The organism is Micromonospora sp. NPDC004704, assembly GCF_053601675.1.
This window is the reverse complement of record NZ_JBSGCD010000006.1, coordinates 158,431-169,368: the sequence shown is the minus strand read 5'-3', so window position 1 is coordinate 169,368 and position 10,938 is coordinate 158,431. Positions and strand designations below refer to the sequence as shown.

Here is a 10,938-nt window from a genome sequence, read left to right as displayed (position 1 = left end):
CATTCGGCACCGGTGGACACGGAAGACCCCCGCCCGTCCCAGAAAGGACATTCCGTGACCAGCAAACGACAACAGCGGTACCGCAGGGCCCTCTCCACAGCCCTGCTCGTCACCGTCGTCGGCACGCTCGTGGTGGCACCCGCCCCGGCCCAGGCGGCGCCACCCACCCCCGAGCAGCAGTGGGCCGAGGTCCAGCAGTTGCTCGGCGGCGTCAAGGGACGCTGGACCAACCAGGCGTACAGCGAGTCGGTGTCGCGGACGATGCCGAACACCGCACTCCTCGGCAACGGCGACATCGGCGTCACCTCCGGCGGCGGCGACGGCTACAAGACCTTCTACCTGTCCAAGGGCAACTTCTGGGCCGGTAACCCGAACCCGTCACTGGTGGCGCTGGGCGGGGTGACGATCGCGCCGGTGACCGCCACGCCGTCGGGCAACCTCGCCCTCGGCGCCACCGCCACGGCGACCACCAGCCACCCGAGCTTCCCGCCGAGCCGGGCGGTGAACGGCCAGTGGGCCGCCGGCTACGAGGGCTGGGTCTCCGACGTCGGCAAGCCGCAGACGCTCACCCTCGACCTCGGCTCGGCCAGGACCATCGGCCGCTGGGTGATCCGGCACGACGGGGCGGCCCGGCCGAACGAGACCGCCAACAACTCGAAGAACTTCGTCGTCCAGGTCGGCAACGGCTCGACGTGGACCACGGTGGACACCGTCACCAACAACACGGCGAGTACCACCGACCGGACCATCTCCGCGGTCAGCGCCCGCTACGTCCGGGTCACCCTGAGCGAGCCGACCCAGGGTACGACGCCCGACTCGATCAACAACCCGCGTGCCCGGATCGGTCAGTTCGAGCTGTACGCACCCGGCTCGGCGCCGCCCGTACCGTCCGGGCCGTTCCTGGAGGAGCAGAACACCCTCACCGGGGAGATCACCACGTCGATGACCATCGGCGGGGTACCGGTGTCGATGAAGACCTGGACCGCCGCGAACGACAACATCATGGTGACCCAGATCCAGTCGCTCGGCTCGACCGCCACCCAACTGCGGGCCCAGACCTGGTCCGGGTCGCAGGACGCCAAGCCCGGCTTCACCAACACCGCCGGCGTCACCGGCAACACCACCTGGGCCAACCGGACCACCCCGAGCGGTTCCCGGTGGGTGTCCCGGGCCGCGCTGGCCACCCGCCTGGTCGGCACCGGCCCGGTCGGCGCACCCACGGCGAGCGGCGCCACCGCGACCCAGGTCTTCGACCTGCAACCCGGCCAGACGATCCAGCTCGTGACCGGGGTCGCCGGTGGCGGGCAGAACCCGGCCGACCCGGCCCCGGCCGCCCGTGGACTCGTCGACGGGCAGAGCGCCGCCAGCCTCGGCACCCTCTACAACCAGCACCTCGACTGGTGGAAGCAGTACTGGCTGCGGTCGTACGTCGACCTCGACGACGAGGTGCTCGAACGGTTCTACTACGGCTCGCAGTACCTGCTCGGCTCGTCCAGCCGGGCCGGCAAGACCGCGCCGGGCCTGTACGGGATCTGGGCCACCACGGACTATCCGATGTTCAACGGCGATATGCACCTCAACTACAACTTCATGGCGAACTTCTACGGCACCTATTCGAGCAACCGGGCCGATCTCGCGCTGCCGTACACGGACCTGCTGCTCGCGTACGTGCCGGAGGCTCGGCGCCGCGCCCAGCAGGACCTGCGCCGGGTCAACCCGACGTACGTCAACAGCCGGTTCCCGAGCGGTGGAGTGCCCAGCGGGCTGCTCTTCCCGGTCGGAATCGCACCGTTCGGGGCGACCGCCGACGACAACTACCACCAGCAGGTGGCGAACTCGCTGTTCGCCGCGTCGCAGTTCATCGCGTACTACGACTACACCCAGGACCGGAACTTCCTGTCCGGTAAGGCGTACCCGTTCCTGAAGGAGGTCGCCGCGTTCTTCACCCACTACCTCGAGTACGACGCGGCCACCCAGCGGTACCGGTTGTACGCCGGGCCGCACGAGGGCACCTGGTCGCGTAACCCGAGTCCGGACATCGGGCTGCTGAAGTACCTGTTCTCTTCCCTGGTCGAGGCGAGCGTGACGCTCGGGGTGGACGCCGGTGACCGGGCCACCTGGACCCAGATCCGGGACCGCCTGCCGGCCACGCCGACGACGACGTACAACGGCCAGACGGTTTTCGCGCTCGCCGATCCGGGGACGATCACCGGGCCGGACACCCGCAACATCCGGCCGGGCGACAACACGGTGAACCTGGAGTTCATCCACCCCGGCGAGGTCCTGGGCATCAACTCGCCGGCCGCCGACCGGCAGATCGCGATCAACACGTTGAACGCGATGAACTCGTGGGGCCAGGACAACAGTTTCCCGAAGGTCTTCACCCAGGCGGCCCGGGTCGGTTACCCGGCGCAGAGCCTGATCGACCAGCTCAGGAACCAGATCAACACCAAGATGGTGGCGAACCTGCGGATCCGGGACGGGGTGCACGGCCTGGAGAAGGCGGGCGCGACCGAGGCGGTCAACAACCTGCTGTTGCAGAGCGACGGCGGGGTGCTGCGGCTGTTCCCGGTCTGGCCGACGAACCGGGACGCCAGCTTCGTGAAGCTGCGGGAGAAGGACGCGCTGGTGGTGTCGAGCGCGTTCCAGGGCGGTCGGGTCACCTACGTCGACATCACCAGTGAGGCGGGCCGGACCGTACGGCTGCAACACCCCTGGCCGGGGCAGACGATCGTGGTCAACCAGGTCGGTGGCGGCACGGTGAGCCACGCGGTCAGCGGAAACGTGATCACGTTCGCCACCCAGGCGGGCGCCACGTACCGGGTCACCGCGCCCTGACCGGCGGCACCGGTACGCCCCGTCGTCGGGCGTACCGGTGCGGTCCGGCCCATCCCCGGGTACGCCAAAGCGTCCGCCCACACCCCGCCCGCGCGGGTATCGTGAGCAGGACATTCGTCGGCGCCCCGAGATCGGCTGGCCGTGCCCGTGCCTGACTTCCCGCAGATGATCGTCCCGGTCGACCACATCGAGCCGGTGCCCCGTCGGGTACGCGCGATGCTCAGCGGCCGGGTCGTCCTGGACACCACCCGCGCCCTGTACGTCTGGGAGTGGCCGTACTATCCGCAGTTCTACCTACCGCGAGTCGACGTGCAGGACGGGCTGCTGGTCGACGAGCAGCGGACCGAGCGGCTGCGCCGGGGGACCGCGCACCGGCACGGGCTGCGCGCCGGCTCGATCTCCCGCCCGGACTCGGCCTGGGTCTACGCCGGTGACGTCCTCGCCGGGCTGGACGGGACCGTCCGGTTCGACTGGGAGGCCCTCGACTCCTGGTTCGAGGAGGACGAGGAGATCTTCGTCCACCCGCGCAACCCGTACGTCCGGGTCGACGCGCTCCGGTCGACCCGAACCGTACGGATCGAGCTCGACGGTCTGGTCCTGGCCGAGTCGTCGTCGCCGGTGCTGGTCTTCGAGACCGGCCTGCCGACCCGCTACTACCTCAACCGGACCGAGGTGGACTTCGACCACCTGGTGCCGACCGACACCGTCACCCAGTGCCCGTACAAGGGCAGGACCAGCGGTTACTGGTCGGTCCGGGTGGGCGACACGGTCCACCCCGACCTGGCGTGGGCGTACGACTTCCCGACCCGGCAACTGATCCCGATCGCCGGGCTGATCGCCTTCTACAACGAGAAGGTGGACGTGGTCGTCGACGGCGAGCGGCTTCCCCGCCCGAAGACCCACTTCTCCTGACCGCTCATTTCACCACCCGACCGCTGGACCCGGTGACGCAGACTGGTCGGGATGCGAGGTCGTCGGTGGTCGGGGGTGCCGGGCCGGATCCGAGTCGCGGTCGGTGCCGCCGTCGTGGTCTTCGCGTACGGCACGATGGCGCACCTGTTCCAGCTCGCGACCGGGGGCACCGACCCGTATCCGGGGCTGCCGGTGTGGCTGACCGTCTACTTCGTCTCGTTGACCGTCTTCGACCCGCTGGCCGCCGCCCTGCTGGCCGCCCGCCGGGCCGCCGGACTGGTGCTGGGTAGTGCCGTGCTGGTCACCGACGCCGCCGCGAACGGGTACGCCAACTACGTGCTCGATCCGGCCCCGGGAGTGGCGCCGGGGCGGATCGGGCAGGCCGTGATCACCGTACTCGCGCTTGCCCTGGTGGCCGGGGCATCGCGCCTCCGTCCCTGGCTGCACCCCGATCGACCTGGTGGTTCATACCGATAAAGACCGACACATCGGGCGGGGATTGTCGGAGGCCCGACCCTACCGCCATGGGGCTGGCGATCACCCGCCGGATACCGGCCATAATGGACGGATGGTCAAATGGGAGTACGCGTTGCTGGTCCGGCGTCGGGTGGGCGAGGGCCGGAGGTTGGATCTGACCTACATCTGGTACGGCCCGGACGGCTCCAGACAGGACGTGTCCGCCTTCGGCGACACCGCGATCTCGCACCTGAACCGGGTTGGCGCGCAGGGGTGGGAGCTGGTCTCGGCGGCCGAGGACATCAACAACCAGGAGAGCACGTTCGAGGTGCACCGCTACCACCTCAAGCGCCCCCTCCCCTGACCCCCACCCCTCGCTCGTAGCAAAACCCCTCTTGTAGAGAAAGAGTGGCTATCCCACGACGGGTAGCCACTCTTTCTCTACATCAGTGCGATGGTCCGGGGCGGGGTTACCAGGCTGAGGGGGTGTAGTCCTTGAGGAAGCAGCCGTGGAGGTCTTCGCCCAGTTCGCCGCGGACGATGGGGTCGTAGACTCGGGCGGCGCCGTCGACCAGGTCCAGGGGGGCGTGGAAGCCCTCGTCGTGCAGGCGGGCCTTGACCGGGTGGGGGCGTTCGTCGGTGATCCAGCCGGTGTCCACGCTGGTCATCAGGATGCCCTCGGTGAGCATGTCGGCCGCGCTGGTACGGGTCAACATGTTCAACGCGGCCTTGGCCATGTTGGTGTGCGGGTGGCCGGCACCCTTGTAGCCGCGACCGAACTGCCCCTCCATCGCCGACACGTTCACCACGTACTTGCGACGGGCGGGTGCCGCGGCCATCACCGGGCGCAGCCGGCTGACCAGCACGAACGGCGCAGTGACGTTGCAGAGTTGCACCTCCAGCAGCTCGACCGCGTCGACCTCGTGCACCCGCCGGGACCAACTGTTCTCCGCATCAAGGTCGGGTGCGAGACCGCCCGCGTCGATCGCGGTCGAGGCGGCGACCCGGTCCAGCGAGGCGGAACCGCTGGTCAGCGCGAGCGCGGTCAACTCGTGCGGGGCGAGCGCATGGCGCTGCTGCGGAAGCGCGGCCGTCAGCGCGGCGGCGCCGATCCCGTGGTGGCCGAAGGTGACCAGTTCCGGCAGCGGCCCGGACGGCAGCGGTGCCGACTCGGCGGCGACCAGGTGCGCGTACGAGCCGGGTGAGCGACGGACCGTCTGCGCGGCGTTGTTGATCAGGATGTCCAGCGTGCCCTGGGCGGCGACCGAGTCGGCCAGCGCCACCACCTGCGCGGGGTCACGCAGGTCGATCCCGACGATCCGGAGCCGGTGCAGCCACTGGTCGCTGTCCGGCATGGCGGAGAACCGGCGGACCGCGTCGTTCGGGAACCGGGTGGTGATGGTGGTGTGGGCACCGTCGCGGAGCAGCCGCAGCGCGATGTACATGCCGATCTTGGCCCGGCCGCCGGTGAGCAGCGCCCGCCGCCCGGTCAGGTCGGTACGCGCGTCGCGCCGACTGCGGTTCGTCGCCGCGCAGGATGGGCAGAGCTGGTGGTAGAACGCGTCCACCTCGCGGTAGCGCTCCTTGCAGATGTAGCAGGCCCTGGGCCGCTGCAGGGTTCCGGCCAACGGCGCGTCCGTGGTCGCCGACACCAGCGGCAGACCCTTGGTCTCGTCGTCGATGCGTCCGGGCGCCCCGGTGGCGGTGGCGGCCGTGACCGCCCGGTCGGCCTCGGTGACCGCTTGCTGGCGCTCCTTGCGGCGGCGTTCCTTCACGCTCTTGAAGATCTTCGCGGTGGCCAGCCGTACCCGCAGCGCGTCCGGATGATCCACCGGCAGGGTGTCCACCTCGGCGAGCACACGCAGGCAGGTCTCCAGATCCGTCGGATCGATCCCCGTCGGTGCCACACCGACCCCACTCTGCTCACTTACCGTCATGCCGCGCTACCGCTCCGTACCTTGGATGTTTCACCGATGATCCCGGAACTCTACGCGGACCCGGCCCCGGTCAGGACGGTCCGGGTCGGCGCGGGTAGCGGATCAGCAGGCTGGCCTGCACCTCGTCCGGACCGGCGGCGGCGTAGCCGTGCGGTACGTCGGACCGCCACGAGACGTGTTCGCCGGGGCCGGCGACCAGCGGGGCGTCCAGCGGTCCGGCGCGCAGCACCCCGGCGAAGACGGTGATGTGCTCGGTCACCCCGTCGTGGTGCGCGGGTGAGGTCTGCGCCGGTCCGGGCAGGACCCGCAGCCGGAACAGCTCGTACGTGATCGACGCCTCCTCGAACACCTCGAGCAGGGTGGCGACCACCGCCCGACCGCGTACGACCGGGGGTGTTCCGCCCTCGGGGCCGGCCCTGCCGGCGAGCACCGCCGCCAGGGGTACGCCGAGCTGCGCGGTCACCGCGTAGAGCGTCTCCAGGGTCGGGTTGCGGGTGCCCGCCTCCAGCCCGGAGAGCGTCGCCTTGCCGATGCCGGCCCGGCGGGCCAGGGCGGACAGCGACAGGCCCTGTGCCTCGCGGAGTTCGCGCAGCCGGTGCCCCACCCCGGCGCCGCCCGGCTCGACCACGGTTGAGTCCATGCCGCTATTCTCCAGATCCCTAGGCGTTCCGTTTACGGAACGGTCGGGTTACGGAACGGACGGGTTACGGAACGGACGGGTTACGGAACGGACGGGTTACGGAACGGTCGGGATGGCCGCGGACGACGCGACTCCGAACGCCGGACCGTACCGGTGGCATCGAGATCGACGGTGGGAGGCACCGATGAACCGCCTGCTCCAACCGGTCCTGGCCGGTGTGCTGACCGCACTGGTGGGCTTCGCCAGCACCTTCGCGGTGGTCCTCGCCGCCCTCCGTGCGGTCGGCGCCGACGAACGCCAGGCCGCCTCCGGTCTGCTCGCCCTCTGTCTGGCCATGGGCCTGGTCGCGATCTGGCTCGGGGTACGTCACCGGATGCCGATCAGCATCGCCTGGTCCACACCGGGAGCCGCCCTGCTGATCTCCACCGGTTCCGTACCGGGCGGGTTCGCCGCCGCGGTCGGCGCGTTTGCCCTCTGCGGCCTGCTCGTCATAGCGGCGGGCCTGATCCCGGTGCTGGGCCGGGCGGTCGCGGCGATCCCCGTGCCGGTGGCCAGCGCGATGCTGGCCGGGGTGCTCTTCGACCTCTGCGTCGCCCCGGTACGCGCCCTGGTCGAGGTACCGCTGATGGCGGCGCCGATCGTCGTCACCTGGGCCGTGCTCAGCCGCTACGCCCGGCAGTGGGCCGTACCGGCGGCACTCGCGGTCGCCGTGGTGGCGATCGTGTGGACCGCACCGCCCGGCGGGCTGGCCGGCGCGGACCTGCGCCCCACCATCGCGTTCACCGCCCCCACGTGGACCTGGGCGGCGACGGTCAGCCTGGCCCTGCCGCTGTTCCTGGTCACCATGGCCAGCCAGAACGTGCCCGGCATGGCGGTGCTGGCCGGGTTCGGTTACCGGCCACCCCTGCGTACGGTCCTGGTCGGCACCGGGCTGGCCAGCACCCTCGCCGCACCGCTGGGCGGGCACGCGGTCAACCTCGCGGCGATCACCGCCGCCCTCGCCGCCGGACCGGACGCGGACCCCGACCCGCGCCGACGGTGGATCGCCTCGGTCACCGCCGGGGGCAGCCAGCTCGTACTCGGGCTCGGGTCCGGACTGGCCACGGCCGTGGTGCTGCTCTCGCCGCCGGTGCTGGTCGAGGCGGTCGCCGGGCTGGCCCTGCTCGGCGCCCTCGGCGCGGCGATCGCGGCGGCGGTCGCCGAACCCGAGGGACGACCGGCCGCCGTCGTGACCTTCCTGGTGACCGCGTCCGGGATCACCGTGCTCGGCCTGGGCGCCGCCTTCTGGGGACTACTGGCCGGCGGCCTGTTCGTCCTGCTGCACCGCCGGCCCGCCAAGCCAACGGAGCGAGACCCGGCCGACCAACCGGCCGACCCGAGAGCGGAAGACCCGGCCGGCCCACCGGCGGCGGACCCGGTCGGTCCGAGCGCCGACCCGTCACCGGGCGGGGGTGACGGGACGGCGACCGCGCTGCCCCGGCAGGGGGTCAGGGAATCGTGACGGCCGGCAGTTCGCGCAGCTCGCCGAGGGCGTACGTGACCGCCTTCTCCACCATCGCGGTCCCGTCCTGGAGCTTCACGTGGTTGTCGGAGAGTACGGCAACCAGCCAGTCGTGTCCGGGCTCGACCAGCCGGCCGATGGTGTTGACCTCCCAGCGGTTGCCGTTCGCGTCGTCCGGCACCCAGCCGTTCTTCACGTAGACCCCGGTGGTCTGCGCGGTGGCGGCGGCGGGAACACCCCACCGCTGCGTCTTGTCGACCTGGCTCATCAGGTCGAGGATCATCGCGCGGCTGGCCGGTGCCAGCGGGCTGTCGGTGGCGGTGATCGCGGCGAGCAGGCGTACCTGGTCGGCGGCGGTGGTGGTGGTCATGCCCCAGTGCACGTTGGGCTTGGTCTCGACCAGGCCGAGCGTCCGGTTGGCGGCGGTGAGGCCGGCGACCTTGCCGATCTTCTGGTAGAGCGCGGAGGCGGCGTTGTTGTCGCTGATCACGATCATCGGGCGAGCCCGTTGCCGGTCGGTGGCGGTGAGCTGCTCGCCCTTCTCCTGGGCGCGCAGGAGCAGGGCGGCGAGGATGTCGACCTTGACGATGCTGGCGGTCTGGAAGGCGCGGGTCCCGACGGTCAACTCGGTGCCGGTCACCTGGTCGCGTACGGCCAGGGTGATCCGTTCACCCAGCGCGGCGACGTACGCCTCGATCCGGGTCTGCGCCTCGGCCAGCAGGTCCGGGGTGGGGCTCGGGGTCGGGCTGGGGGTGTTCGCGCCCGGCCCGGCCTCACCGGCGGCCTCTGGGAGGCGCAGGACCAACCCGGTGCCGAGCACTCCCAGACCGGCGGCGGCGAGCGCGGCCGAAGTGATCGCCTGTCGGCGCGACAGGCCACCGCGCCGTGACCGGTTTGTTCCAGCTTCCATCGATCTCCCCTATCGCGCCGCTGACCCCTCGGTCAGCGCAGGACGATGACGTGACCGAGGCGGTGGGAAGTTGCATGGCAGGCTCGGATATCGCGATGGACACAGCCCGAAGGCACTCGCCGCTACAGTTGAGCATTATTCGGATAAAACAGAAGATGTACGACTTTCACCTCACCCCTACGGCGTACGCCCCACCGCGTGGGAGGCCACGACGCGCCGGACGGCGATCCCGGGGCGAGGCGCTCCGACCCCGCCCGCGAGAATGGCGCCGCAGCACTGGCCGGACGCGGAGGGGCGGGATCGGATGTTCGTCAAGGTCTGCGGGCTACGGACCGAGCGGGACGTCGAGGCCGCGGTCGGGGCCGGCGCGGACGCGGTGGGGTTCGTCCTCACCGCCAGCCCCCGGCAGGTGACCCCGGCGCAGGCGGCCCAACTGGCGCGGTCGGTTCCGGCGGGCGTACTGACCGTCGGGGTGCTCCGGGGCGAGCCGGTCGAGGCGGTCCGGGCCGCGGTGGCCGAGTCCGGGGTACGGGCGATCCAACTGCACGGCGACGAGCCGGCCAGCCACTACGCGGCGCTGCGGGACCTGGGCCTGCCCCTGATCCGGGGCACCTCTGCCGGCGGCCCGGGCGGTCTACGGTGCGGCGCGCTCGGCGAGGACCTGCTGATCGTGGACTCGCCGCAGCCCGGTTCCGGGGCGGCCTGGGACTGGGACACGCTCGACCGCGACGTACCGGACGGGCACTGGTTGCTCGCCGGTGGCCTGCACCCCGGCAACGTCGCCGCCGCGATCGACACGCTGCGGCCGTGGGGCGTCGACGTCTCCAGCGGCGTCGAGGTGAGCCGGGGCGTGAAGGACCCGGCGCTGATCCGGGAGTTCCTGGCGGCCACCCGGGCGCGTGCCGAACAAAGCTGATCTTGCTGGGATCCGATATAAGTAGCGCCATGGAGTTTCCCGCGTACCTCGCCAGCATGCCGATGCACGCGATCACCGAGATCCACGGTGAGGCCGGACTCCGGGAGAGGTTCCGGCTGGAGATCCAACGGTTCGACCCGGCCGACCGGGATCGGCTGATCGCCGCCCTCGACCTCGCCAGCGAGCTGCACCGGGACGACAGACGGGTCCGCGAGCCGTACCTGAACCACCTGCTGCGGGTGAGCATCCGGCTGCTGCACCACTACGACGTGGACGACGTGGACGTGGTCGTCGCCGGTCTGCTGCACGACTCGGTCGAGGACCACCCGGCGGAACTGGCCGGCGCCAGCGGGGCCGCCGACCCGACTCCGGCCGCCCTGGCCGAGTTGGCCCGGCGGTTCGGTGACCGGGTCGCCTGCCTGGTCGCCGCCGTCACCAACCCGACGTTCACCCCCGACCGGGACCGGTACGTCCAGTACCGCGAGCACGTCGCGGCCAGCCTGGACCGGGAGCCCTGGGCACGGGTGATCAAGGTGTCGGACTTCACCGACAACGGCGTCGGCGTGATCCACACCGTCGGCCCGAAGGTGACCTCGTCCGCCACCAAGTACCGGCCGCTGGTGCCGGTGTTCCGGGAGCTGATCGGCCGCCCGGACACGCCACTGTCGCACCGGGTGAAGCAGCACATCTTCCAACAGCTCGACCTGGCCGAGGAACGCTTCAGCGCGATCCTCGACCAACCGGCACCGACCGCCTGACGCCCGTCCCGGCCTCGGCCACCCGAACGCGACGTGGCCGCCGACCCGAGGGTCGGCGGCCACCGCGTAC

General features: G+C 71.1%; 10 protein-coding genes. 7 read left to right on the top strand and 3 right to left on the bottom strand.

Annotation, left to right across the window (positions count from 1 at the left end; all coding sequences use genetic code 11):
* Positions 1-54 precede the first annotated feature (54 nt).
* The 4 genes from ACWEFB_RS10620 to ACWEFB_RS10605 all read left to right on the top strand — a co-directional run bounded on the left by ACWEFB_RS10620 (position 55) and on the right by ACWEFB_RS10605 (position 4,570).
* Complete coding sequence (locus tag ACWEFB_RS10620; protein ID WP_452284305.1) at positions 55-2,838, top strand: discoidin domain-containing protein; 2,784 nt, start codon at positions 55-57, stop codon at positions 2,836-2,838.
* A gap of 141 nt (positions 2,839-2,979) precedes the next feature.
* Complete coding sequence (locus ACWEFB_RS10615) at positions 2,980-3,750, top strand: DUF427 domain-containing protein (protein WP_452284303.1); 771 nt, start codon at positions 2,980-2,982, stop codon at positions 3,748-3,750.
* Positions 3,751-3,801: 51 nt separating this feature from the next.
* Positions 3,802-4,227 carry a hypothetical protein gene (locus ACWEFB_RS10610; RefSeq protein ID WP_452284301.1) on the top strand — a complete coding sequence of 142 codons (426 nt, stop codon included), beginning with the start codon at positions 3,802-3,804 and terminating at the stop codon, positions 4,225-4,227.
* A gap of 91 nt (positions 4,228-4,318) precedes the next feature.
* Positions 4,319-4,570, top strand: coding sequence for a hypothetical protein (locus tag ACWEFB_RS10605; protein WP_326557905.1), 252 nt, complete (start codon positions 4,319-4,321; stop codon positions 4,568-4,570).
* Positions 4,571-4,676: 106 nt separating this feature from the next.
* On the opposite strand, the gene ACWEFB_RS10600 is transcribed toward ACWEFB_RS10605, so the two are convergent.
* The gene (locus ACWEFB_RS10600) at positions 4,677-6,143 is read right to left on the bottom strand and encodes an SDR family NAD(P)-dependent oxidoreductase (protein ID WP_452284299.1); all 1,467 of its coding nucleotides are present in this window, start codon (positions 6,141-6,143) and stop codon (positions 4,677-4,679) included.
* 70 nt (positions 6,144-6,213) lie between these two features.
* On the bottom strand, positions 6,214-6,783 hold the full coding sequence (locus tag ACWEFB_RS10595) for a helix-turn-helix domain-containing protein (protein WP_452284297.1): 570 nt from the start codon (positions 6,781-6,783) through the stop codon (positions 6,214-6,216).
* Positions 6,784-6,967: 184 nt separating this feature from the next.
* Between ACWEFB_RS10595 and ACWEFB_RS10590 the strand changes: the two genes are divergently transcribed.
* On the top strand, positions 6,968-8,284 hold the full coding sequence (locus tag ACWEFB_RS10590) for a benzoate/H(+) symporter BenE family transporter (protein WP_452284295.1): 1,317 nt from the start codon (positions 6,968-6,970) through the stop codon (positions 8,282-8,284).
* On the opposite strand, the gene ACWEFB_RS10585 is transcribed toward ACWEFB_RS10590, so the two are convergent.
* On the bottom strand, positions 8,271-9,194 hold the full coding sequence (locus ACWEFB_RS10585) for a serine hydrolase (RefSeq protein WP_452284293.1): 924 nt from the start codon (positions 9,192-9,194) through the stop codon (positions 8,271-8,273). The genes ACWEFB_RS10590 and ACWEFB_RS10585 overlap by 14 nt on opposite strands.
* Before the next feature lie 262 nt (positions 9,195-9,456).
* On the opposite strand from ACWEFB_RS10585, the gene ACWEFB_RS10580 reads away from it, so the two are divergent.
* Both ACWEFB_RS10580 and ACWEFB_RS10575 read left to right on the top strand, forming a co-directional pair.
* Positions 9,457-10,110 carry a phosphoribosylanthranilate isomerase gene (locus ACWEFB_RS10580; protein ID WP_452284291.1) on the top strand — a complete coding sequence of 218 codons (654 nt, stop codon included), beginning with the start codon at positions 9,457-9,459 and terminating at the stop codon, positions 10,108-10,110.
* Positions 10,111-10,139: 29 nt separating this feature from the next.
* A complete protein-coding gene (locus ACWEFB_RS10575; RefSeq protein WP_452284289.1) occupies positions 10,140-10,868 on the top strand; it encodes an HD domain-containing protein in 729 nt (242 codons plus the stop codon).
* Positions 10,869-10,938 lie beyond the last annotated feature (70 nt).